Source organism: Streptomyces sp. NBC_00306 (assembly GCF_036169555.1).
In the GTDB taxonomy this organism is placed as follows: Bacteria; Actinomycetota; Actinomycetes; order Streptomycetales; family Streptomycetaceae; genus Streptomyces; species Streptomyces achmelvichensis.
In genome coordinates this window covers 839,072-862,493 of record NZ_CP108032.1, presented here as the reverse complement: position 1 = coordinate 862,493, position 23,422 = coordinate 839,072, and the positions used below count along the sequence as shown (strand labels likewise).

20 protein-coding genes and 1 pseudogene are annotated in these 23,422 nt (G+C 70.9%); 11 read left to right on the top strand and 10 right to left on the bottom strand.

Going from position 1 to position 23,422, the window contains the following annotated elements; genetic code table 11:
• Positions 1 to 93: 93 nt before the first annotated feature.
• Entirely contained in the window at positions 94 to 1,461 is a 1,368-nt protein-coding gene (locus tag OHA05_RS03820; RefSeq protein WP_328859811.1) for an MFS transporter, read from the top strand.
• 25 nt (positions 1,462 to 1,486) lie between these two features.
• Entirely contained in the window at positions 1,487 to 2,284 is a 798-nt protein-coding gene (locus tag OHA05_RS03815; protein WP_328859810.1) for a carbon-nitrogen hydrolase family protein, read from the top strand.
• Positions 2,285 to 2,341: 57 nt separating this feature from the next.
• On the opposite strand, the gene OHA05_RS03810 is transcribed toward OHA05_RS03815, so the two are convergent.
• The gene (locus tag OHA05_RS03810; protein WP_328863330.1) at positions 2,342 to 2,968 is read right to left on the bottom strand and encodes a GntR family transcriptional regulator; all 627 of its coding nucleotides are present in this window, start codon (positions 2,966 to 2,968) and stop codon (positions 2,342 to 2,344) included.
• Between the two features lie 100 nt (positions 2,969 to 3,068).
• Here OHA05_RS03810 and OHA05_RS03805 point away from each other — a divergent pair, with 100 nt between their 5' ends.
• The gene (locus OHA05_RS03805) at positions 3,069 to 3,707 is read left to right on the top strand and encodes a DUF6629 family protein (protein ID WP_328859809.1); all 639 of its coding nucleotides are present in this window, start codon (positions 3,069 to 3,071) and stop codon (positions 3,705 to 3,707) included.
• On the opposite strand, the gene OHA05_RS03800 is transcribed toward OHA05_RS03805, so the two are convergent.
• The gene (locus OHA05_RS03800) at positions 3,674 to 5,254 is read right to left on the bottom strand and encodes an MFS transporter (protein WP_328859808.1); all 1,581 of its coding nucleotides are present in this window, start codon (positions 5,252 to 5,254) and stop codon (positions 3,674 to 3,676) included. The two genes, OHA05_RS03805 and OHA05_RS03800, sit on opposite strands and share 34 nt — an antisense overlap.
• A gap of 492 nt (positions 5,255 to 5,746) precedes the next feature.
• On the opposite strand from OHA05_RS03800, the gene OHA05_RS03795 reads away from it, so the two are divergent.
• The 4 genes from OHA05_RS03795 to OHA05_RS03780 all read left to right on the top strand — a co-directional run bounded on the left by OHA05_RS03795 (position 5,747) and on the right by OHA05_RS03780 (position 11,383).
• Positions 5,747 to 6,037, top strand: coding sequence for a hypothetical protein (locus tag OHA05_RS03795; protein ID WP_313947844.1), 291 nt, complete (start codon positions 5,747 to 5,749; stop codon positions 6,035 to 6,037).
• Between the two features lie 1,026 nt (positions 6,038 to 7,063).
• The gene (locus OHA05_RS03790) at positions 7,064 to 7,438 is read left to right on the top strand and encodes a hypothetical protein (protein ID WP_313947845.1); all 375 of its coding nucleotides are present in this window, start codon (positions 7,064 to 7,066) and stop codon (positions 7,436 to 7,438) included.
• 87 nt (positions 7,439 to 7,525) lie between these two features.
• Positions 7,526 to 8,935 carry an NADP-dependent succinic semialdehyde dehydrogenase gene (locus OHA05_RS03785; RefSeq protein WP_313947846.1) on the top strand — a complete coding sequence of 470 codons (1,410 nt, stop codon included), beginning with the start codon at positions 7,526 to 7,528 and terminating at the stop codon, positions 8,933 to 8,935.
• A 21-nt stretch (positions 8,936 to 8,956) separates the two neighbouring features.
• Positions 8,957 to 11,383 (top strand): phosphoketolase family protein, encoded by a 2,427-nt coding sequence (locus OHA05_RS03780; protein ID WP_328859807.1) that lies wholly within the window; start codon positions 8,957 to 8,959, stop codon positions 11,381 to 11,383.
• Between the two features lie 75 nt (positions 11,384 to 11,458).
• Here OHA05_RS03780 and OHA05_RS03775 read toward each other — a convergent pair whose 3' ends face one another.
• Positions 11,459 to 11,938, bottom strand: a complete 480-nt coding sequence (locus OHA05_RS03775) for an Lrp/AsnC family transcriptional regulator (RefSeq protein ID WP_313947848.1) — start codon at positions 11,936 to 11,938, stop codon at positions 11,459 to 11,461.
• 73 nt (positions 11,939 to 12,011) lie between these two features.
• Between OHA05_RS03775 and OHA05_RS03770 the strand changes: the two genes are divergently transcribed.
• Positions 12,012 to 12,491, top strand: coding sequence for a DUF2000 domain-containing protein (locus OHA05_RS03770; RefSeq protein ID WP_313947850.1), 480 nt, complete (start codon positions 12,012 to 12,014; stop codon positions 12,489 to 12,491).
• A gap of 18 nt (positions 12,492 to 12,509) precedes the next feature.
• Here OHA05_RS03770 and OHA05_RS03765 read toward each other — a convergent pair whose 3' ends face one another.
• Positions 12,510 to 13,481 (bottom strand): NADP-dependent oxidoreductase, encoded by a 972-nt coding sequence (locus tag OHA05_RS03765; RefSeq protein ID WP_313947851.1) that lies wholly within the window; start codon positions 13,479 to 13,481, stop codon positions 12,510 to 12,512.
• Positions 13,482 to 13,639: 158 nt separating this feature from the next.
• Between OHA05_RS03765 and OHA05_RS03760 the strand changes: the two genes are divergently transcribed.
• Complete coding sequence (locus tag OHA05_RS03760) at positions 13,640 to 14,026, top strand: winged helix-turn-helix transcriptional regulator (RefSeq protein ID WP_313947852.1); 387 nt, start codon at positions 13,640 to 13,642, stop codon at positions 14,024 to 14,026.
• 25 nt (positions 14,027 to 14,051) lie between these two features.
• Here the strand turns inward: OHA05_RS03760 and OHA05_RS03755 are convergent, their stop codons facing one another.
• The 4 genes and pseudogenes from OHA05_RS03755 to OHA05_RS03740 all read right to left on the bottom strand — a co-directional run bounded on the left by OHA05_RS03755 (position 14,052) and on the right by OHA05_RS03740 (position 16,924).
• A complete protein-coding gene (locus tag OHA05_RS03755) occupies positions 14,052 to 15,206 on the bottom strand; it encodes an LLM class flavin-dependent oxidoreductase (protein WP_328859806.1) in 1,155 nt (384 codons plus the stop codon).
• Positions 15,207 to 15,252: 46 nt separating this feature from the next.
• Positions 15,253 to 15,807 (bottom strand): NADPH-dependent FMN reductase, encoded by a 555-nt coding sequence (gene ssuE, locus OHA05_RS03750; RefSeq protein ID WP_313947854.1) that lies wholly within the window; start codon positions 15,805 to 15,807, stop codon positions 15,253 to 15,255.
• A gap of 400 nt (positions 15,808 to 16,207) precedes the next feature.
• Positions 16,208 to 16,386: pseudogene (locus OHA05_RS03745) on the bottom strand (ISL3 family transposase); the annotation flags it as partial.
• Positions 16,349 to 16,924 carry a CGNR zinc finger domain-containing protein gene (locus OHA05_RS03740; RefSeq protein ID WP_328859805.1) on the bottom strand — a complete coding sequence of 192 codons (576 nt, stop codon included), beginning with the start codon at positions 16,922 to 16,924 and terminating at the stop codon, positions 16,349 to 16,351. The pseudogene OHA05_RS03745 and the gene OHA05_RS03740, both read right to left, overlap by 38 nt.
• 102 nt (positions 16,925 to 17,026) lie before the next feature.
• On the opposite strand from OHA05_RS03740, the gene OHA05_RS03735 reads away from it, so the two are divergent.
• The gene (locus OHA05_RS03735) at positions 17,027 to 18,199 is read left to right on the top strand and encodes an epoxide hydrolase family protein (protein ID WP_328859804.1); all 1,173 of its coding nucleotides are present in this window, start codon (positions 17,027 to 17,029) and stop codon (positions 18,197 to 18,199) included.
• A 249-nt stretch (positions 18,200 to 18,448) separates the two neighbouring features.
• Positions 18,449 to 19,654, top strand: coding sequence for a Rieske 2Fe-2S domain-containing protein (locus OHA05_RS03730; protein ID WP_443043627.1), 1,206 nt, complete (start codon positions 18,449 to 18,451; stop codon positions 19,652 to 19,654).
• Between the two features lie 20 nt (positions 19,655 to 19,674).
• On the opposite strand, the gene OHA05_RS03725 is transcribed toward OHA05_RS03730, so the two are convergent.
• Together OHA05_RS03725 and OHA05_RS03720 are read right to left on the bottom strand one after the other, a co-directional pair.
• Positions 19,675 to 20,766 (bottom strand): SGNH/GDSL hydrolase family protein, encoded by a 1,092-nt coding sequence (locus OHA05_RS03725; RefSeq protein ID WP_443043626.1) that lies wholly within the window; start codon positions 20,764 to 20,766, stop codon positions 19,675 to 19,677.
• A gap of 155 nt (positions 20,767 to 20,921) precedes the next feature.
• The gene (locus OHA05_RS03720; protein ID WP_443043625.1) at positions 20,922 to 23,354 is read right to left on the bottom strand and encodes a glycoside hydrolase family 95 protein; all 2,433 of its coding nucleotides are present in this window, start codon (positions 23,352 to 23,354) and stop codon (positions 20,922 to 20,924) included.
• Positions 23,355 to 23,422 lie beyond the last annotated feature (68 nt).

Here is a 23,422-nt window from a genome sequence, read left to right as displayed (position 1 = left end):
GGATGAATGTGCGCCAAGGGGTTGCGCATACGACCTGTATACAAGAAGTATGCCGGAAGGTCGACATCACGCCCTCGCACAAGGACGGAAACCGTGAAGCGCACCAGCACCAGCATCGACAAGCCCCGGGGCGGCAGGCCGGCGGTCCGCCGCGCCTTCTTCGCCAGCCTCACCGGTACCGCCCTGGAGTGGTACGACTTCGCCATCTACTCCGCGGCGGCGGCCCTGGTCTTCGGCGACCTCTTCTTCCCGTCGGGTGACCCCACGACCGGGACGCTGCTGGCCTTCTCCACCTACGCGGTCGGCTATGTCTCCCGCCCGCTCGGCGGCTTCGTCTTCGGCCGGCTCGGAGACGTCATCGGCCGCAAGAAGGTCCTGATCGCGACCCTTGTCCTGATCGGCGCCGCGACCCTGCTGATCGGTCTCCTGCCGACGTACGCCACGATCGGCGTGACGGCCCCGATCGTGCTGGTGCTGCTGCGGTTCGCCCAGGGTGTCGGCGTCGGCGGTGAGTGGGGCGGCGCCGTACTGCTGTCCAGCGAGTTCGGCGATCCGCGCAAGCGCGGGTTCTACGCCTCGGCCGCCCAGATCGGCCCGCCCGCCGGAAACCTGCTGGCCAACGGTGTGCTCGCCGCCCTCGGCGTCCTGCTCACCGAGGACCAGTTCCTGTCCTGGGGCTGGCGCGTGGCCTTCCTGCTCTCCGGAGTCCTGGTCGGCTTCGGTCTGTGGATCCGGGCCAAGCTGGAGGAGACGCCGGTCTTCAAGGCGATGGAGGCCGAGCAGACCCGCCCGGAGGCGCCCATCAAGGAGGTCTTCGCGACCCATCCCCGCGCCCTGGCCGCGGCGATCCTCAGCCGCGTCGCCCCCGACGTGCTCTACGCGCTGTTCACCGTCTTCGTGCTGACCTACGCGACCGGTGAACTCGGCATGTCCCGCGGCTCCGCCCTCGCGGCCGTCCTCATCGGCTCCTCGCTCCAGGTCGCCCTGATCCCGCTCGCCGGAGCGCTCTCGGACCGCGTCAACCGCCGTCTGGTGTACGGAGTGTCCGCCGCGGCCGCCGGTATCTGGCCGTTCCTCTTCTTCCCCATGATCGGCGGCGGCAGCTGGCCGCTGCTCGTGGTCGGAGTGGTCGTCGCGCTCGCGCTCCACTCGCTCATGTACGGTCCGCAGGCGGCCTTCATCGCCGAGCAGTTCACCCCCCGGCTCCGCTACACCGGCTCCTCGCTGGCCTACACCCTGGCCGGCGTGATCGGCGGCGCCGTCGCGCCCCTGCTGTTCACCGCACTGCTCGACGCCTACGACAGCTGGATCCCGCTGGCCCTGTACGTCGCGGTGACCGCCGCCGTCACCGTCACCGGACTCCTCCTCGGCCGCGACGGCACCGACGACGAGGACACGCCGATGGCCGCGGAGCACCCGCAGCCGGCCGTCGGCTCTCCGGCCACGACCACCGCCGGCTGACCTCAGCACCCCGGAAAGGACCCCCATGCGCATCGCCCTGAGCCAGATCACCACCGGCCCCGACCCGGCACAGAACCTCGCCGTCCTGCGGGAACAGGCTCACCGCGCGGCGGAGTCCGGCGCACGTGTCGTCGTCTTCCCCGAGGCCGCGATGGCCTGCTTCGGAACCCGCCTCGGTCCGATCGCCGAACCGCTCGACGGCCCGTGGGCCACCGAGGTCCGGCGGATCGCCGAGGAGGCCGGACTGGTGGTGGTCGCCGGCATGTTCACCCCGGCCGCCGACGGCAAGGTGACCAACACGCTGCTGGCCACGGGCCCCGGCGTCGAGGCGGCCTACGACAAGATCCACCTGTACGACGCCTTCGGCTTCGCCGAGTCGGACACCGTCGCCGCCGGGTCGGAGGTGGTCACGATCGACGTCGACGGTGTCCGCGTCGGCCTGGCCACCTGCTACGACGTCCGGTTCCCCGAACTGTTCCGGGCGCACGCCGACGCCGGAGCCGTGCTCACCCTGCTGCCCGCGTCCTGGGGAGCCGGTCCCGGCAAGCGTGACCAGTGGGAACTGCTCACCCGCGCCCGGGCGCTCGACGCCACCCTGTGGGTCGCAGCCGTGGGTCAGGCGGACCCGCTCGCGTCCGGCGCGACGGTGACCTCGAAGGCGCCGACCGGGATCGGCCACAGCGCGGTCGTCGGCCCGGACGGGACCGTGCGGCAGCGGTTGGAGGCGGGTCCCGGTCTGCTGGTGGCGGACATCGACCCCGACGAGGTCGCGGCGGTACGCCGGGCCATTCCGGTCCTGGCCAACCGCAGGCTGCGCGCCTGACGCCGGTCGGATGGGAGCGGGGCCCGGACCTTCGGGATCGGGCCCCGCACGCACGGTCTAACCCGCGAGGAGCACCTTGAGTGTCGTCTCCAGGTGGCTGTCGATCGCGGCGCACGCCGCTTCGGCATCACCGGAGGCGATCGCCGAGAGGATCGCATGGTGTTCCTCCAGCACCGCCGCCTGGCGCCCGTGCTGGTTGAACAGGGCCACCACGCCCGCCCGGATCTGCCGGCTGCGCAGCCCGTCGTAGTGCCGGTCCAGCAGCGCGTTGCCCACCGCCGAGACGATCGTGGCGTGGAAGAGATGGTCGACCGCGATGAACTCCCTGGCCTGGCCGGGCGTGCTCAACGTCCGCTGTCGCTCCAGGATGTCGTTCAGCTCCCGCATCGGCGTACCACCGCGCGAGATGAGCTGCTCGGCCGCGTACCGCTCGACGATCCCGCGCAGCTCCATCAGTTCGGTGATCTCACGGCCCGTCAGCGGCACGACCTGTGCGCCGCGCTTGGGCACCAGGCGCACCAGGTCCTCGGCGGCGAGCAGCAGCAGCGCTTCCCGGATGGGGGTGCGGGAGACCCCGATGCGGTCGGCGAGGTCCTGCTCCGAGAGGAAGGTGCCCTGCATGTCGGGATCGGTGAGGACATGGTCCTTCAGATACGCGTACGCCTTGTCCCGGCCCGACGCCACGGCTACCCCCACTTGGTTGCATACAACGGGTATACCGAAATTACCACGTGCTCCGCGGTCCGCGGGTACGTTTCTGTGCGCCTCGGGTAACACCTACCCCATGTGCTGGAGTGCGACGGCGGATCTGGTGGCGGGCACCGGCATCGCCGCGATCGGGGTGGTCTGCGTGGCCCGGGTCCGCCGGGTCGGCGATCTGCCGCTGGCCGCGCTGCCCCTGCTCCTCGGGGCGCACCAGATCATCGAGTCACTCGTCTGGCGCAGCGGCGGCGGGCCGGGTGCGGCCACCGACGCCTGGGCCGCCATCGCTCTGCCCCTGCTGCCGCTGTGGGTACCGCTCGGAGTCCTGCTCGCCGAGCCCGCCGAGGTGCGCAAGAGGCTCGTCGTCCCCCTCGCGGCCGGTTTGGCCACCGCCGCCGTTCTCTCCTACTGCCTGGCCACGCGGACGGTCACCGCCGAGATCCGCGGCCACACCGTCGGCTATCTCCTCGATCTGCCGCGCTCGCCGCTGATCATCGCCGGCTATCTGCTGGCCACCGTCGGTGCGCTGCTCCTCGCCCGGGACCCGGCGCTGCGGCTGCTCGGCATCGTGGCGGGGGTGGGCGCGGTGGTGTGCCTCCTGCTGTGGCGTGAGGAGTTCGTCTCCACCTGGTGCGCGCTGGCCGCCGTCGCCTCGGTCGTTCTGCTCGTCTGGGTACGGCGGCGGCCTCAGCCGCCCGCGGCACCGCGCGTGGCCGTCTGAGAAGCACCCGCGCCCGCGGCCCCGGCACCACCGGCGGCAGCGCCCTCGTCCGCGGGCACGGTGCCCGGCTCGTCGCTGCGGGCACGCAGGGTGAGCCGCCCCGACGTCTTCTGCGAGGGCAGGAACGCGGCCAGCACCAGCCCGGCGAGCACCGCGCCGGTGGCGATCAGGAACGAGATCCGGAAGCCGTTCATGCTCGGCACGAGCACATCGCCCATCGGGACGGCGGTGTGTGCGAGCACCATGCCGATCACGGCACTCGACACCGAGGTGCCGATCGACCGCATGAGCGTGTTCAAGCCGTTTGCCGCGCCCGTCTCGGACGGGTCGACCGCGCCGATGATCAGTGCGGGCAGGGAGGAGTACGCGAGACCGATGCCGGCGCCGAGCACGACGGAGATGACGACGGTCTGCCAGGCGGCACTCATCAGGCCGAGGCCGGCTCCGTAGCCGATCGCGATGATCAGCATGCCGAGCAGCAGGGTCGCCTTGGGTCCGCGACGGGCGGAGATCCGTGCGTAGACCGGGGCGACGAACATCATCGTCAGACCCAGCGGCGCGACGCAGAGGCCGGCCACCACCATGGAGCGGCCGAGACCGTAGCCGGTCGATTCGGGCAGCTGGAGCAGTTGGGGAAGGACCAGCGAGACGGCGTAGAACGCGACGCCGACCATGATCGACGCCAGGTTGGTGAGCAGCACCTCGCGACGAGCGGTGGTCCGCAGATCCACCAGCGGCGCGGAGCTGCGCAGCTCCCACACGCCCCAGGTGAGCAGCACGGCCACCGCGACGCCGAACAGGCCCAGCGTCGTCGGGGAGCCCCAGCCCCAGTCGCCGCCCTTGGTGATCGGCAGCAGCAGGGACACCAGGCCCGCGCTCAGCCCGAGAGCCCCCACCAGGTCGAAGCCGCCCTTGGCGCGCAGCGAGGACTCCGGCACCACCAGCACGGTGAGCAGCATCGACAGCAGACCGAGACCCGCCGAGGCGAAGAACAGCGTGTGCCAGTCGGTGTGCTCGGCGACGAGAGCGGCCGCAGGCAGGGCGAGACCGCCGCCCACGCCGATCGACGAGCTCATCAGGGCCATCGCCGAGCCCAGCCGCTCCCGCGGCAACTCGTCGCGCATGATGCCGATCCCCAGCGGTATCGCACCCATGGCGAAGCCCTGGAGAGCGCGGCCGACGATCATCGTCACCAGGTCGTCGGTGAAACCGGAGATCAGCGAGCCGACGACCATGACGGCGAGGCTGGCGAGCAGCATCCGTCGCTTGCCGTAGAGGTCACCGAGCCGTCCCATGATCGGGGTCGACACCGCACCGGCCAGCAGGGTGGCCGTCATCACCCAGGTCGCGTTGGCAGGGCTGGTGCTCAGCAGGACCGGCAGATCCTTGATGACAGGCACGAGCAGGGTCTGCATGACCGCGACGGTGATGCCGGCGAACGCGAGAACAGGGACGACGCCACGAATGCCCCGTCCGCCTGCGCCGGGCAGTCCACCGCCCGTGCCCGGCTGTGCCCCTGGCGGCTCTTCGGTTGTGTCGTGCGGCATGCGGGCGGCCTCCGGGGCTGACGGGGTCCAGCGGCTTGCGCCTGGTGCGGGGGACAGCGGAATTCGCCCGGCCCCTGCCGGACGAACCTGGGGTGTGCACTGGCGAGCCAAGTATGTGCACGGTGAACGTTTTCTTGTCCGGCCGTTATTCCGTGGGCATCCGGGTACCCGGCGGGCGCAGTGAGGTGCCGAGGACGAGAAGGAGTTGACCACATGCGCCGGCCACCGCGACACCACGCGCCCGGGCCGGGCGGCGGGGACACGTTGGAGGGGCGGCGCCGTGCGGTCCGGGTGACCGAGGACCCGGAGTTCCTCACGTCCGTCGGCGCCACCGGCCCGGGCGGGGATCGAGCCGCCAGGGGAACGCGAGGTGCGTGATCGCTGTACCGCGGCCGCCGCCTGCTGCGAGCGGGCGACGCGGACCGTACGGCAGGCCGCCGCCCGGCGACCGAGCGACAGGCCGGCCGCCAGGCCCGGCAGAAAGGAACGACCATGACGGACCGTCGGCAGGAGGATCCAGTGCAGAGCGATCACGAGCCGGACCAGCCCGTACCCCGTGACCCTCCCGACCAGCAGGACCTGGGCGGTGAGGACGCGCTGGACCTCCCTCGCTCCTCTTCCGACGAGACCGAGGACGGGGAGGGCGGCCGGAGCGGCAAGGACGACGACAAGCCCGATCAGAGCCTGCCGGACGCGGACGAGTCGGGAGCGGGCCCGACCGGGGAGCCGCGCAGCGGCTCCGTCCACCCCGAGCAGCCGGTCCCCGACGAGCCATCCGGCTGACCCGGCTCGCACCCCGCGCCGAGACGGGCGAGCCTGGAGGGGCGCCACCCCTCCCGGCCCGCACCACGGCCGCACCGGAGGAAGAGGAAAGCGAGAGGAATCCGATGGGCGTGTTCGAGCCGATCCGCAGCCGGGCCGTGTTCCGGCGGCACACGGGATCGGATCCGCTCGGCCGGGGCCGGGCCGTGATCGAGGCTCCCGCCCGGTCGGCGCGCGACATCGCAGGACTCCTCGTCCTCGGAAGCCCGCCCGGCACAGGCCCGTTGCGGCGGGCGCTCTCCCTCCCGGTGACCGCGACGGCCGACGACTTCGGCGGCCCCGCGAGATTCGTCGGCAGGCTGCCGGTGATCGAGCTGACGTCGTCGACGGGCACGACTGGTGGGGGCCGGTGGCCTGCGGGCCGGCCGGCCACGAGTGGGGCGAAGCACCTGGTGTCGCGTGGGCCGGGGCGGCTCTCTTCGGCTCCGGTGCTCGCCGCAAGTACGGTCGTCGCCGATTCGGCGGGGGCCGCCGCCCACACCGTCGGCCCGTCGGCATTCGCAGCCCGCGCTGCCGACACGGCGACGCTCGCCGTCCGTACCGTCTCAGGGCGACAGTGCCGTGGGCCCCACCTGCCCGGCTCTTCGCGACCGGCGCCCGGAGCCGCCCGGAGCCCGGCACGCGGCCTCGGCCCCGCCAGGAGCGCTCACCGGCCCTGGGCGCTGCGGCGCACACCGCGACCGCACACGAGCCGGCGGCCCGGGCCGCCGGACCACAAGCTCGGCTCGTCAGGCACCACCCGGCGCGAGGGACGGCGTTTCGACTCGTGCCCTGCCCGGCAGCTCCCAACGGTCACCGCCGCCGGAGCCGGCCGACCCCGCGGCAGCTGTACCGCACCAGCCGCACCACCGCCGGCGGCCTCACGCCACCCCGGCCCCCACACGCTTCGGGTTCGCCGCCGAAGGGATCGCGCCTCGACCGGCGAACCCCTGCCCGGTCGGCCCTCGGCGGCCCCCGCGAACACCGCACGGAGAGCGAGGAATCACGGTGAACAGTGCCGATCAGAGCACCACACCTGTCGTGGTGAGCATCACCGGATGCGCCAAGGAGGACGCCGACAAGGTCTTCCGGGCGCTGGGACAGTCGCATGCGTCCGACCGCGATGACGGGGACGCGCCCCAGTACGTGTCGGGCGATCACGCGACCGTGTGGACGGCGACGTTCGACGTCTCCGGCACGCACACGGCCTCCGGGCCCGTAGAGCTGTCCGAGCCCGTCGAGGCCGAGATCCAGGGCGGCTACTGGGCCGTCGACCGGATCCAGGAGACCCTCGCCTCCGCTTTCACCGTGCAGGAGCAGGGCATGGCGGCGGGCGACCAGGAGAAGGACGTACAGCTGCGGCTGTCGAGTGGCGGCAGCTGACCGACACCCGCCGGGAGGCTGTCCGCGGTAACCGGACGGCCCGAGCGCGCACGTGTCGGAGAACCGAGTTCGAGGAGGACAGTGCCCATGCCCATCGCCACGGTCGACCCGGCCACCGGTGAGACGCTCAGGACCTTCGACGCGCTCGGAGCCGATGAGATCGAACGGCGCCTCGCGCTCGCCAGGAGCGCTTTCGCCGAACACCGACTCACCGACTTCGGCCGCCGCGCGCAGCTCCTGGACCGAGCCGCCGATCTGCTCGGCGACGACGAGGAGGAGATCGCCCGCACCATGACCACCGAGATGGGCAAACCCATCGCGGCGGCCCGTGCGGAGGCGGCGAAGTGTGCCAAGGCGATGCGCTGGTACGCCTCCCACGCCGAGAAGCTCCTCGCCGACGAGCACCCCGACGCCGCCGATGTGAAGGACTCCGGGGCCTCCCGGGTCGTCGTCCGCTACCGGCCGCTCGGTGTCGTGCTCGCCGTCATGCCCTGGAACTTCCCGCTCTGGCAGGTCATGCGCTTCGCCGCCCCGGCTCTGATGGCCGGCAACGTCGGACTGCTCAAGCACGCCTCCAACGTCCCGCAGACCGCCCTGTACATGGAGGATCTCTTCCTCCGCGCGGGCTACCCCGAGGGGTGTTTCCAGACGCTGCTGGTCGGTTCCGGCGCGGTGGAGGGCATCCTGCGCGACAACCGGGTGGCCGCGGCGACGCTGACCGGCAGTGAGCCCGCGGGCCGCTCGGTGGCCGCCATCGCCGGCGACGAGGTGAAGAAGACCGTCCTGGAGCTCGGCGGCAGCGACCCGTTCATCGTGATGCCGTCCGCCGACATCGACCGCGCCGCGGCCACGGCCGTGACGGCCCGGGTGCAGAACAACGGGCAGTCCTGCATCGCCGCCAAGCGCTTCATCATCCACACCGACGTCTACGACGCCTTCGTGGAACGCTTCACCGGCAGGATGCGCGAACTCACCGTCGGCAACCCGCTGGACGAGTCCGTGCAGGTCGGCCCGCTCGCCACCGAGCAGGGGCGCGCCGACGTCGAGGAACTCGTCGACGACGCGCTGGAGCGCGGCGCGACCGCGCTGTGCGGCGGTGGGCGCCCCAAGGGACAGGACCGCGGCTGGTTCTACGAACCCACCGTTCTGGCGGATGTGACCGAGGAGATGCGCATCCACCGCGAGGAGGCGTTCGGCCCGGTGGCCACCGTCTACCGGGTGGCCGACGCGGAGGAAGCCGTCGCGCTCGCCAACGACACCCCGTTCGGCCTGAGTTCCAACGCCTGGACCCGGGACGCGAGCGATGTGCGCCGCTTCGAGCGGGACATCGAGGCGGGTGGCGTCTTCTTCAACGGCATGACCGCCTCCCACCCCGCACTGCCCTTCGGCGGCGCCAAGCGCTCCGGCTACGGCAGGGAGCTCTCCGACCACGGCATCCGCGAGTTCTGCAACATCACCACGATCTGGCACGGCGCAGCACCCGACCGCGCGAGCTGACGCCGACAGGAGCCCCCACCCATGGACGACGCCACCGCACCCGCCCCGGAAGGCCTCGGCGACACGGAACTGGCTGCCCTGGACGCCCACTGGCGGGCAGCCAATTACCTTGCCGTCGGGCAGATCTACCTGATGGCCAACCCGCTGCTCACGGAGCCCCTGCGACCCGAGCACATCAAGCCGCGGCTGCTCGGCCACTGGGGCACCTCACCCGGGCTGAACCTCGTCCACACCCATCTCAACCGGGTGATCAAGGCCCGCGGCCTGGACGCGCTCTGCGTCTGGGGCCCGGGCCACGGCGGGCCGGCCGTCCTCGCCAACTCCTGGCTGGAGGGCACCTACTCGGAGACGTACCCCGACGTGAGCCGTGACGCGGAGGGGATGGAACGGCTGTTCCGGCAGTTCTCCTTCCCCGGCGGGGTGCCCAGCCATGTCGCCCCCGAGACGCCCGGATCCATCCACGAGGGCGGCGAGCTCGGCTACTCGCTCACCCATGCCTACGGCGCGGCCTTCGACAACCCGCACCTGGTGGTGACGTGCGTGATCGGCGACGGAGAGGCGGAGACCGGGCCGCTCGCCGCGTCCTGGCACTCCAACAAGTTCCTCGACCCCGTCCACGACGGCGCCGTCCTCCCCGTCCTGCACCTCAACGGCTACAAGATCGCCAACCCCACCGTCCTCGCCCGGCTGCCCGAGGCCGAACTGGACGACCTGCTGCGCGGCTACGGCCACGAACCCCTCCATGTCACGGGCGACGACCCCGCGGCCGTGCACCGCGCCATGGCGGCGGCGATGGACAAGGCACTGAACCGCATCGAGGAGATCCAGCGCACCGCCCGCAGGGACGGCGTGCAGGCGCGTCCCCAATGGCCGATGATCGTCCTGCGTACGCCCAAGGGCTGGACCGGACCCGCCGAAGTCGACGGCCTGCCCGTCGAGAACACCTGGCGCGCCCACCAAGTGCCGCTGTCCGGTGTCCGGGAGGACCCCGAGCATCTGCGGCACCTCGAGACCTGGCTGCGCTCCTACCGCCCCGAGGAGTTGTTCGACACCGCGGGCCGGCCCGTGCCGCAGGTGCTCGCCTGCGTTCCCGGCGGCGGGCGGCGGCTCGGCGCGACACCGCACGCCAACGGCGGACTCCTCGTCCGTGAACTGCCGTTGCCCGCCCTCGAAGAGCACGCCGTCGCCGTCGACAAGCGGGGCACCACGCTCCACGAGCCCACCCGGGTGCTCGGCACCCTGCTGGCCGATGTGATGCGGACGACCGCCGAACGACGGGACTTCCGCGTCGTCGGCCCCGACGAGACCGAGTCCAACCGTCTCGGCGCCCTCTACGATGTCACCGGCAAGGCCTGGCAGGCAGAGGTGTACGCCACCGACGAGCATCTCGCCCGCGACGGACGGGTGATGGAGGTGCTGTCCGAGCATCTGTGCCAGGGCTGGCTCGAGGGCTATCTGCTGACCGGCCGCCACGGCCTGTTCTCCAGCTACGAGGCCTTCGCCCACATCGTCGACTCCATGGTCAACCAGCACATCAAATGGCTCCGGACCTCCCGCAGACTGACCTGGCGCCGGCCCATCGCCTCGCTGAACTACCTGCTGACCTCGCACGTCTGGCGGCAGGACCACAACGGCTTCTCGCACCAGGACCCGGGCTTCGTCGACCACGTCCTCAACAAGAGCCCCGAAGTCGTCCGCGTCTACCTCCCGCCGGACGCCAACACCCTTTTGTCGGTGGCCGATCACGCGCTGCGCAGTCGGGATTACGTCAACGTCATCGTCGCCGGCAAGCAGCCCACCTTCGACTGGCTCAGCATGGAGGAGGCCCGCGCCCACTGCGCGCGCGGCGCCGGAGCATGGCCGTGGGCCGGTACGGAGGACGGCACCCGCGAACCCGACGTGGTGCTCGCGTGTGCGGGCGACGTACCGACCCAGGAGACGCTGGCGGCAGCGGAACTGCTGCGACGGCACGCCCCGGAGCTGTCCGTACGGGTGGTCAACGTCGTCGACATGGCCCGGCTGATGCCGCACGAGGAACACCCGCACGGCATGACGGACCCCGAGTACGACGCCCTGTTCACCCGGGACCGGCCGGTCATCTTCGCGTACCACGGCTACCCCTGGCTGATCCACCGCCTCGCCTACCGCCGCACGGGCCATGCCCACCTCCATGTCCGCGGCTACAAGGAGGAGGGCACCACCACCACGCCGTTCGACATGGTCGTCCGCAACGACCTGGACCGCTTCCGGCTGGTGATGGACGTCGTGGACCGCGTGCCGGGGCTCTCCGTCCGGCTCATCGCGCTGCGCCAGGCGATGGCCGATATGCGCAGCCGCCACCACGACTGGATCCGCGAGCACGGCACCGACATGCCCGAGGTCGCCGACTGGACCTGGGGCAGCTCCGCGGGAGCCGAAGAGGCGCACGTCTGGCGGGGCGGCGAGTGACCGTCCCGCTGTTCGCGGGTATCGCTGACGGCAGCCGGCGCCCGGGCAGCTCCGAGCGCATCAGGAGCTCCGCGCTCACCCCGTTCGGCGCCGTGCCGCAGGAGCGGTGATGGCGCGGGACTGCACATGCTCGTACACCATGGTCGACTGTACGTCCGCGACCTCTCGCCGCTCGGTGAGCCGGTCGATGACGAAGGCGTACAGGCCGTTCACATCGGGGACGGCGACATGGATGAGGAAGTCGAACGGCCCCGATGTGACGAACAGACCGATCGTCTCCGGCAGTTGGGCCGCCCATTCGCGGAACCCCTCGATGACCGGACGGGACGGCGGTCTGATCCGGACCGAGATCAGGGCCTGCACCGGCCGTCCGACGGCCGACAGGTCGAGCGCCGCGTGATAGCCGCCGATGACGCCGCGCTCGCGCAGCGACTTGACCCGCTCCAGGGAGGTGGAGGGGGAGACACCGGTCTTGGCCGCCAGATCGCGGTTCGTCTGCCGTGCATCGTGCTGCAGCTCCCGCAGAAGAGCCCAGTCGAGCGCATCAAGTTCCATGAATACTCTCCTTTGCCTGATGACGTTCGGCAGGACTCCCCAGAGTACGCATGAGTGCTTAGCGTTTCGCGGTATGACCGATCACCACGACGCGGCGGCCGCTCGGCTGCCCCGCACCGACGTACGCACCGACATCCCGACCCGACAGGCACCGCTGAAATGGGTCGTCGTCGTCGACCAGGACCTTCCCGCGGGGAGGGCGGCGAACGCCGCGGCCTGCATGGCCGCGGCGGTGGGCAAGGCCCTGCCCGATCTTCTCGGCAGCGACGGCCACGACGGCTCCGGCACCGCGCACGCGGGACTGCCCTGGGCGGGCTGCTCCGTGCTCGCCGCCGACGCCGCGACCGTCCGGGAACTGCGGGAGAAGGCCGTCGGCAAGGAAGGCTTCTTCGTCGCCGACATGCCCGAAGCCGCACAGACCTCACGCGTCTACGACGCATACCTCGACCAGCTGGCCGGCACGAAGAGGGAGGATCTGACCTACCTCGCCGTCAGCTTCGTCGGACCGCGCAACCAGGTCGGCAAGCTGGTCGGCAAACTGGCCCTGCTCTGAGCCTGGCGGGAACCGCGGTCAGCCGGCCACGTGCAGTACGAGCTTGCCGCGAGTACGGCCCTGCTCGCCCCGGCGGTGCGCCTCGGCCGCCTCCGCCAGCGGCAGCACGTCCTCGACCTCCACCCGGACCGTGCCCTCGTCGATCAGCGCGGCGATACGGGCGAGCGAGGGGCCGTCCGGCTCCACCAGATACGGCTTCGCCACCAGGCCCCGGGCCTCGGCCGCGGCGACCAGTTCGGGCGAGACGCCCGACGGCACGGCGACCAGCGTCCCGCCGGGGCGCAGGGTCTCCAGCGACCGGGTGCTGGTCTCCTCCACGCCGTCGCCGATCAGATCGATGGCGACGTCCACGTCCTTCACCGCGTCCTCGAACCGGACCGCGGTGTAGTCGACGAGCTCGTCCGCTCCGAGCGAGCGCAGCCAGTCGTGCTTCGCCTCGCGTGCGGTGCCGATCACATACGCGCCGAGGTGCTTGGCGAACTGCACGGCGAAGTGGCCCACGCCGCCCGCCGCCGCGTGGATCAGCACCCGCTGCCCCGGCTCGACCCGCGCGGCGTCGACCAGTGCCTGCCAGGCGGTGAGCCCGGCCAGCGGCACGGCGGCCGCCAGGTCGTGGCCGACCGTCGACGGCTTGCGCACGAACTGCCGTGCCGGGGCCGTCACATACTCGGCGTACGCGCCGGCCTGGCGCGGGAACCACGGCATGCCGTACACCTCGTCGCCGACCTCCAGGGTGTGGACACCGAAGCCGACCGCCTCCACGACGCCCGAGACGTCCCATCCCAGGACGAACGGCGGCTCGCCGAGGACACCGGCCATGCCGCCGCCCTCCCGCGTCTTCCAGTCCACCGGGTTCACACCGGCCGCGTGCACGCGCACCAGGATCTCGGTGGGCAGGGGCTCCGGCCGTGCCACATCGGCGAGGCGCAGAACATCCGGGCCCCCGAAGGTGTCCTGGGTGATCGCGCGCATGGTCGGGCTGCTGGTCATGTACATCTCCTGCGAGAAAGGTCCGGGGGTGCGGGCGCACGGCCCCGGCGGGCTGGTCGACAACGCCGGAAAGCTACCCCCGGGGTAGTGGTAACCCGCAAGGACATCTACTATCCCTGAGAAAGTATTGAGGTCACAGCACTGCCGAGGAGACGTCCATGCCCATACCCTGCACCACGGGCCAGCACGCGGACCACGATGTGTACGCCTCGCTGTGCCCGTGCCGGGACATCCTGGACCTGATCGCGGGCAAGTGGTCGGCCCTCGCGATCGGCGCCCTGGAGGAGGGCCCGCAGCGCTTCGGCGCGGTGCAGCGGCGGCTCCAGGGAGTCAGCCCGAAAGTGCTGACCAACACCCTGCGGAAGCTGGAGGCGCACGGCTTCGTCGAGAGGACTGTCTACCCGGCCGTACCGCTGCATGTCGAGTACGCGCTCACCCCGCTGGGCCGCGGTGTCGCCGAACCTCTCGGGCAGCTGCGCAGCTGGGTGGAGCTGCACCTCCACGAGATCCGCGGCACCGACTCCTGCGCCCCCGCCCCGGTCTGACCCGGGGCGTCGACCGCCCTCCGCCTCAACTGCCCCCGGCCGTCGCGAACGGCACCTGGGAGACGGCCTGCGCGGCAGGTGCCTGCGGATGGGCCCACAGACCGCGCGACCGCAGACGCGGCAGCACCCCCTCGCCGAACCAGTAGGCCTCCTCCAGGTGCGGATAGCCGGACAGCACGAACTCCTCGATGCCGAGGGCCCGGTACTCATCGATCCGGTCGGCGACCTCGTCATGGCTGCCGACCAGCGCCGTACCGGCACCACCGCGGACCAGGCCGATACCCGCCCACAGGCCCGGCGAGATCTCCAGTTCGTCGCGTCGGCCGCCGTGCAGCGCGAGCATCCGCCGCTGTCCCTCCGACTCGCTGCGTGCCAGCCCGTCCTGGACGGCGCGCACGGTCGCCGGATCGAAGCCGGCGAGAAGCCGGTCCGCCTCCGCCCAGGCCTGGTCCGAGGTGTCCCGGGTGATGACATGCAGCCGGATGCCGAATCGCACCGTGCGACCCTCCCGTGCCGCGAGCCGGCGGATCCAGCCGATCTTCTCCGCCACGGCGGCAGGCGGCTCACCCCACGTCAGATACACATCCGCGTGACGGGCGGCCACGGTGCCCGCGGCGGCCGAGGAGCCGCCGAAGTACACGGGAGGGACGGGATCCGGCAGCTGGGCGAGCTTCGCGTCCGTCACCCGCAGGTGCTCGCCGTCCAGCGTGACCGACTTGCCGGCCCACAAGTCCCGCACGATGTGCAGGAATTCACCCGTGCGTGCGTAGCGGGCGTCCTTGTCCAGATAGTCGCCGTACGCCCGCTGCTCATGGCTCTCACCACCGGTGACGACATTGAGCAACAGCCTGCCGCCCGACTGCCGTTGATAGGTGGAGGCCATCTGCGCGGCGAGCGTCGGGGAGACGAAGCCGGGACGGAAGGCGACGAGGAACTTCAGCCGCTCCGTCTCGCGGCTGATCATCGCGGTGGTGAGCCAGGCGTCCTCGCACCATGCGCCCGTCGGCGTCAGTGCGCCGGTGAAGCCGAGGTCCTCGGCGGCGCGGGCGATCTGGGAGAGATAGCCGATCGTCGGTGGACGCTCGGCATGCGCGGCGCCGGCGGGCGCGCCGTGCCCGCCGCCCACGACATGGCGGCTGTCGCCGCTGGTGGGCAGGAACCAGTGGAAGGTGAGGGACACGGGTCTCCGTTCGGTGTCGTCGTCGGGTCCTCGGTCGCGGGAGTCGTCAGCCGGCCGCCGCGAGCACGGCGGTCCGGCCGAGCGCCGAGGAGAACTGGTCGACGACATGGTCGAGCGCCTCGGACGCGTGCGGCGCGATGGCGAGCCCGCCGTCCTCCTGGACGGTGATGTCCTTGTCGAGCGTGAACCAGCCCTGGACGACATGGGCCGCGCCCATCGAACTCAGCACAGGCCGCAGGGCGTAATCGATGGCCAGTACGTGTGCGGTGGTGCCGCCCGTCGCGAGGGGCAGCACGGTCTTGCCGGTGAGCGCGTACTGCGGCAGCAGATCGAGGAGCGCCTTGAGCACACCGGAGTACGAGGCCTTGTAGACCGGCGTTCCGATGACCACTCCGTCGGCGCGCGCGAAGAGTTCGGCCGCCGCCACGATCGCCGGATGCTGGAAGTCGGCGCCCAGCAGCGCCTCCGCCGGGACGGTACGGACGTCGAACGGGAGCACTTCATGGCCCTGGAGGGCCAGTCGAGCGTCCAGATGGCGCAGCAGACGGCCGGTGCGGGAGGTCGCGGAGGGGCTGCCGGAGACGGACAGGACGGTGGCCATGGGAATTCCTTCGGGGAGTGGGTGGGCCGACTGCTGCCGCGTCATCTCGATGCGTTCGGGCAGGCGGAACGACGATGCGGGGAACAGCCGGATTCAGGCGCGCAACCGTGGGGGAACGGCGCGGAATTGTTCACGCGCCGGCAACAGAGGAAATCCCCGGACCCGGAACCCCCGAGGGGCCGGTGGTGCGGGGATTCGGCCCGTCAGCGGGCCGTGACGCAGCAACAAGAGGCGCTGGAGACACGGGCGAGGTCGACATGGCGTCGCCGTGTGAGGTCCAGTCGCGTCTGCATGTCCACGATTGCAGCAAGGCGACGACGGTGAGTCAAGCAATCCGTGATCGGTCTCGTATACCGGACCGGCTGCCTCGAGCCCGTCCACGGGCGCCGGATGCCCAGGGAGTGTCGCGCACCACGCCCTGCGACCCGCACTTCCGGCACCACGGATCCGGCTCGGCGACGCGGCACTCGATCACCGCCTGATCCGGCTCAAGGCGTTGCCCGCGGCTCCCGGACCGAGTTCATCGATACGGCGGTACCGATCAGTCCGCTGAAACGGGGTTCCTGCGCCGGTTGGCATGAAAGCGCGACTTCTTCTGGCGATTCCCGCACGTGTTCATGTCGCACCATTTGCGGGTGCGGCTTTGGCTGGTGTCGAAGAAGGCGGCTCGGCAGGTCGGCGATGCGCACAAGGCCAGCTTTCCGTCCCGTTCGCCGGCGATGATGCTGACCGCGTCGGCGGCGATCACGCTGAGGGCATCTTCCACGCAGGAAGCCGAGCCGAGCCGCCATTGCCGCTTGCCCTCGGGCGTCAGGATGGCCGCGGCCCGACCCTGCGCGCTGCGCTCATTGATGACGTGGACGGCTGACGCGGGGAGAGCGTCCTGGATCGCGGCTGCTGTGGCGGCGGCGTGAACCGACTCCCTCAGTTCCCGGGCGAGGTCGAGCTGGGCGGTGGTGCAGGAGTCCACGGCGAGGCCGCTCACCGCCAGCCAGTCGACGAGTCGGTGCGGCGTGGGAATGCGCTCCACGGCGTCGCCATGACGCTCCGACAGCGTCCCCGTGAAGCTGGTCGCCAGCACGGTGCCGAGGCGGAAGTCAGGGAACTCAGGAGGCATGGAACCACCTTAGCCGGTTGCACGCGGGCATGAAGGCGAGGTAGAACCGTCTTAGCCGGTTCGCGAAGGTCAGGGCCGGTTCCGCGATGGCCAGGAGGTGCCATGCCCCGCCCAACCAGCGATGTGCAAGCATTCGAAGCCCACGCAACCGACGCCGACCTCCACGATCTGCGCGCTCGACTGGCCGCGGCGCGGCTTCCTGAGGCTGAGACGGTCCACCGCAGCGCGCCCGACCCTCGCCGATGGGACCAGGGCGTTCCTCTCGCCGACCTCGTCGGTGTCGTGAACTACTGGCGCACCGGGTACGACTGGCGCTCGTTCGAAGAGCGCCTCGACCGAATCAGCCAGTTCCGCACGACCATTGACGATCTGGGAATCCACTTCCTGCACCGCCGATCCCCGCGGGCAGATGCCACTCCTCTGATCCTGACGCACGGCTGGCCGGGCAGCATCGCCGAGTTCGTCGATGTGGTGGACGAGCTGGCAGATCCGAAAGATGCGGACAGGCCGGCGTTCCACGTCGTGGTCCCGTCGCTGCCAGGCTTTGGGTACAGCGACAAGCCGGCCACCACCGGGTGGGGGACCGAAAAGATCGCGGCCGCATGGGTGGAACTGATGGGAAGGCTCGGATACAGCAAGTTCCTGGCCCACGGCGGCGACTGGGGAGGGAATATCACCACGGTTCTCGGCGGCAGGTTCCCGGCGCACGTTCTCGGCATCCACTCGACGTTCGCGGAGGCGCCGCCCGGGTCGACTACGGACGGGCTGACGGCGGCCGAGCGCACATGGACCGAGGAAACCCGCGATTTCTGGCGCCACCGCGCGGCGTACGCGAAGCAGCAGGCCACCCGACCGCAGACCATCGGCTACTCGCTCGTCGACTCACCGGTCGGGCTTCTTGCGTGGATCCTGGACAAGTTCGCCGAGTGGTCGGACACCGAGGACAGCCCGTTCGAGACGATTTCCATCGACCGCGTTCTTGACGACGTCACCCTGTACTGGCTGACGCGGACCGGCGCGTCGGCGGCCCGCATCTACTACGAGAGCCACAACTCGCTGGATCCCGGCCTTCGGGTCGACGTCCCGTCAGCAATCAGCATGTATCCCCGCGACATCGAGAAGTGTCCGCGCCCCTGGGCGCAGGAGCGGTACCGGCAGATCGTCCGATGGAGTTCGCCCGGAGCCGGAGGACATTTCCCGTCGCTGGAAGTGCCCGAGTATTTCGTCCAGGATCTGCAAGAGGGCCTCGCGGCAGTGCTCGCCGCTCATCGGTGAACGCGGCTGGGTGCCGGCACTCGATCACCGCCTGATCCGGCACAAGCGGAGCATGTCGGGACAGCCCTTAGCACCCGCCACCGGAAACCGCATCCCGGGCGGGCCCGGCTGCGCGCCTGACGGGCAGATGGTAGGACGGTCATGAGGGTCGGCAGTGGGCGGGACAGCAGCTGAGCACCTCCGGCGTCCCCTTCCCCTCCCGTTTCCCCTCCGGTACCCGATGACCTGCCTGCACGGAGAGGCTCGCTCATGGCCGAGGAACGGTTCGCACCGCAGGGGACAGCTGCGTCCGGGGCGACGAACGGTTCGTTCCCCTCGCGCGATCAGGAATCCGGCGCAGTGACCGACCTTCGGCGTACCGGCATCGACCCGAATTTCTGGTACCCGGTCGCCGTCTCGAAGAATGTCCGCAAGAACAAGACCTTCGCGGCCACCTTCGCCGGTGAGCGGATCGCCCTCTACCGCGGCGCGAGCGGTAAGGTCTATGCGCTGGAGGACCGCTGCGCCCACCGCCAGGTGCCCCTGAGCATGGGCGTCGTGGAGGGCGAGGCTCTGCGCTGCTGCTATCACGCCTGGGCCTATCGCGGAAACGGCCGTATCTCGCAGATTCCCTATCTTCCCAAGGGCGTGGACCGGCCGCCCCGCGGTGTGCGCGCCTATCCGATCCGCGAAGCCTACGGCCTGGTCTTCGTCTTTCCCGGTGACCCGGAGAAGGCGGCGACGGCAACGCTTCCCGAACTGCCGGAATTCGCCTCGGCCGGACACAGGACCATGACGTTCTCGCGAACCGTGCGGTGCCACTACACGTTCATGCACGAGAACCTCCTCGACATGAACCACCAGTTCCTGCACCGGGGCGTCCTCGGCAGGATCCAGCCGCAGCTCCTCGGCTTCGACACCGGTCCGCGGTCGGTGGAGGCCCGGTATCTGTTCGTTCCCGCCGGCGGGAAGAAGGACCGCGGTGCCGGTCTGCTGTCCGCCGAGGGCATCGGCGGCGCCAACTCGCCCGATGTCGTCACCATCCGCACCGAGTACCCCTATCAGACCCTCCGGACGGTTCCGCAGAACGCCGAACTCCCCGCGTTCTCCCTCTGGGCGGCCTATGTACCGAAGGACGTCGAGCAGCGCATCACCCATGTCTACGGCCTGCTGATGATCGCGAAGCCGCCGATCCCGGGGGCGCTGCATGCCGCCTGGCCCCTCATCCGCCGTTTCACGGAGCGGGTGTTCGCCCAGGACCGGATGGCCGTCGAGGCGGAACAGCGGGCCTGGGACGAGCAGGGCGCGGACTGGAATCAGGAGGTCTTCCCCCTGATCCGCGACGTCCGCGACGTGCTGCGCACCAACGGCGTGCCCATCCGCCCCGAGTCCGCGCTGTGCGGCGCCGCGGCTCTCTGCGGCAACGCGATGCTCAACGGCGCCGCACCGCACGCCGGTCGGAGCCACGCCGGCTGACTCCGACGGCGCGGCAGTGCTCAGTCGGCGCACTCCAGGGACGTGAGGTCGATCGTGTCGGCCATTGCCTGCATCCCCTTGTCGTTGGGATGCAGATGGTCGCCTCCGTCGAAGGTCGGCAACAGCCTTTCCCCGTCGTACGGGCTTCTCAGTGCCCGGTCGAAGTCGGCCACCGCGTCGAACAGTCCGCCGGTCCGGATGAAGTCGTTGACCTCCTTGCGTACGGCCTCCTCGGCGGGCCCCCATTCGGACCAGCCCTTGAACGGCAGCACCGTCCCGCCCACCACACAGGCGCCCGCCGCACGGGCCCGGGCGGCGATCTCGCGGTAACCGGCGATGAGATCGGCGGCCGTCACCCCGGAGTGGGCCTTGATGTCGTTGATCCCCTCGAAGACGACGACGGTCCGCACGCCCGCCTGCGACAGCACGTCCCGGTCGAGGCGGCGCAGGGCGCTCTGTCCGGCGCCGTCCGCGAGGACCTTGTTGCCCGAGATCCCCTCGTTCGCCACGCCCCGCACGCTGCCCTGGGCGGCCTGGAGCCGGCCGGCCAGATAGTCGGGCCAGCGACGGTTCCTGTCCACCGATGACTGCCAGCCGTCGGTGATCGAGTCCCCGAGGGTGACGACGGCACCCGCGCCGGGCGCCGCCTCCACGGTGAGTGCGTCGAGATAGAGCCAGGAGCCGCTCTGCTCATCGAAGGTGTCCGCGCCGGACTCGGCCGCGTGGTCGCCCGTGGCCGCGTACGACGTCTGCAGGGCCATGCCGTGGCCGGTCGCGGGGCCGCCCGCGTCCCGCACGTACAGACTGATCGCCAGATTGCTCCGGGCCTTCACCGCCCCCGGCAGCGGATCGCTGTAGCGCACCTCGCCGGGCGCGAGCGTCACGGACCGGGAGCCGGCGAAGGTCAGCCGCCGGTTGCTCCCGGGCACCAGCGCTGCTCCGCGCGCCGGGACGCCCGCGTAGGCGGACCCGAAGGTCACGGGCCGGTCCCCGAAGGCGTTGGACAGCCGGATCCGCAGTCCGCGTCCGCCCGCGCTGGTGCGGACGATGAGGCGGTGGCTGCGGTCGGCGACGGCGTCGCCCATCCGGTCCGCGCTCGCCGCCCAGGTCACCACCTGTGGGTGCGCGGCAGCCGGTACCGGCGTGGTGGCCGGTACCGACGAGGCGGAAGGTACCGACGAGGCGGAAGGTACCGGCGAGGCCTGTCCGGGTGTGCACAGAGCGAGTGCCAGCGCAGGCCCGAGGAGCACGGCCCAGCGCCGGGGCCTCACCCGAAGTCCCGCAGGGTGACGGACTTCCCCGGCCGCAGCGTGACCGTACGGGACGAGCCCCGCCACGACACCGTGGTCGTCCGCCCGCCGACGCTGGTGATCCGCGCGCGGTCGACCGTGCCGTCACTCCAGTCGAGATCGACGACGAAGCCGCCCCGGACACCGACACCGGTCACGGACCCCGACGCGGCCCAGGCGCCGGGCAGTGCCGGCAGGAGTTCGACGTGACCGGGCCGCGCGTACACGAGCATCTCGATCACGGCGGACGGTGTGCCGAAGTTGGCGTCGATCTGGAAGATCCCACGGCCCTTCTCGACCTCGTAGATGTCGAAGAGGTTCATCGCCGTGCCGTTGACGCCACCCGTGGACGACCGCAGGTTGTTGGCGAACAACTGGTAGGCGTTCTCCGCCTTCTTCAGGCGCGCCCAGCACAGCGCCCGCCAGGCGTTCGCCCAGCCGAAGCTCTCCGTGCCGCGTGCGGTGAGCAGGGCCGTGGCTCCGTCGAGGAGTTCACCGGACACGGCTCCCGGCCGGATGCGGTCCCCGGGGAACAGCCCCATGAGCGGCGAGAGATGACGGTGCGTCGTCTCGCCGAGGTTGTCAGGCGACATCCACTCCTGGAGCCACCCGGTCTTCGGACTGACCTCCGGCAGATACAGCCGCTCCTGCATCGCTTCCACCGTCCGGCTGTACGCGGCGTCCTTGCCCAGCACCGAACACGCTTGGCGGTACTGGTCGAACAGCGCCCACACCACCTCCTGCCCATAGGTGTTGCCCCGGGTGTCCTGCGGCCCGTGCTCGGGCGACCAGTCCCGGTCCGCCACCAGGACCTCGCGCGGTTCGCCGGTCTCCCGGTCGGTGACCGTCATCGGCACCAGGCGTGTCTCCCAGAACTCGCAGGCACCCTTCAGCAGCGGATGGATGCGGGCCAGATAGTCCCTGTCCAGGGTGTATTCGTAGTGCTCGAACAGCGAGATGCACAGCCAGGCGTTGCCGGGCGGATGCCACCACCATCCGAGGCCGCCGTGCACATTGGTCGAGTACGCCACGGTCCAGCCCGCGACCTTGCCGGAGGTGTTGCGAAAGCGGTTGCGCGGGTCGTTGAACAGCTCCTGGGTGAGCTTGCTCCACGACGGCAGCTGCGCCAGGCAGTAGTCCGCGAGGGCGTCGAAACAGCGCGAGAGCCCGGTGCGGTCGGCCATCCAGTAGTTCATCTGGATGTTGACGTCGCTGTGGTAGTCGCCCATCCAGTCAGGGTCGTTGCCGTCCAGCCACAGGCCCTGGAGGTTGAGCGGAAGTCCGTCCCGCGATCCCGAGATCATGAGGTAGCGGCCGTACTGGACGTACAACGCCTCCAGTTCCGGGTCCGGTTCGGCGTTCTGTGTACGGGCCTTGAGCCGCTCCCAGGTGTCGAGACGCCGCTGCTCGTCCGTCGACTCCCCGAGGGAGAGGCTCATCCGGTCGAACAGCGCCCGGTAGTCGGCCACATGGGTGTGCAGCAGCGCCGTGGAGGAGTGCCGGGAGGCGGCCGTCACCTTCGTCCGGGCGAGTGCGGCCGGGTCCAGATCCGGATCCCGGTAGTCCTGGGCCGCGTTCGGCGCGTAGTTCGTACCGCCGGTGACCACGATCGTGAGTTCCGAGCAGCGGGAGAAGGCGATCCGGCCGCCCTGCACCGAGACGGAGCCGCCCCGGCCGGTCGCGGTGACGGCCGCGCCGTAGCGCAGCCCGTTGTCGAACGTGTCGCCGAACCAGAGCGTGTCCCGGGAGCCGTCCGCCGTCGTCGTCTCGCCGTGAGTGCCGTCGAGACCGATGGAGCCGGTGTACCGGCCGCCGCCGCGCTGGGTGAGGCGGATGACGATCACGTCGTCGGGGTGACTGGCGTAGATCTGCCGCTCGTACGTCACGCCCCCGCGGGTGTACTGGGCGCTGACCAGGCCCTGGCTGAGGTCGAGGCTGCGGCGGTAGCCGGAGACGCCCTGGAGTTCATGGTCCGGTATGTCGACCGCCAGATGCGTGAGCTGCGTGAAGCTCCCGAAGTTCTCACGGGCGTAGGGGAATTGGCCGTCCTGGTCGAGCGTGCCGTTCCGGTGTCCCGTCCACAGCGTGGCATCGGTGAGATAGACCAGCTCGCGGCCGGGGTCGCTGCTCACGAGTGCGCCGATCCGGCCGTTGCCGACCGGGAGGGCCTGCTCGATCATCTTTCGCTCACCGGCCGGAGCGCGGTACCACATCCGGGTCGTCGCACCGGGGGAGAGCATCGGGGAGACGGGGGGCCGGACCGGCGCCGCGGTGGCTCTGAAGGCGGGGAGTCCGCCGAGAGCGGTCGCCGTACCGAGGGCGGTGGCGAGGGAGAGGAATCCCCGGCGGCTGGGCTGTGCGGGTCTGTGCGGGTGCTGGTCGTCCACGAGGCACTCCGGTGATCGGGGCATGACAGGGCGGGGGGTTGGCGAGGAGGACCGCACGAGACGTGGGGCCTCGGGGGAGAGCGGGCGGCCGG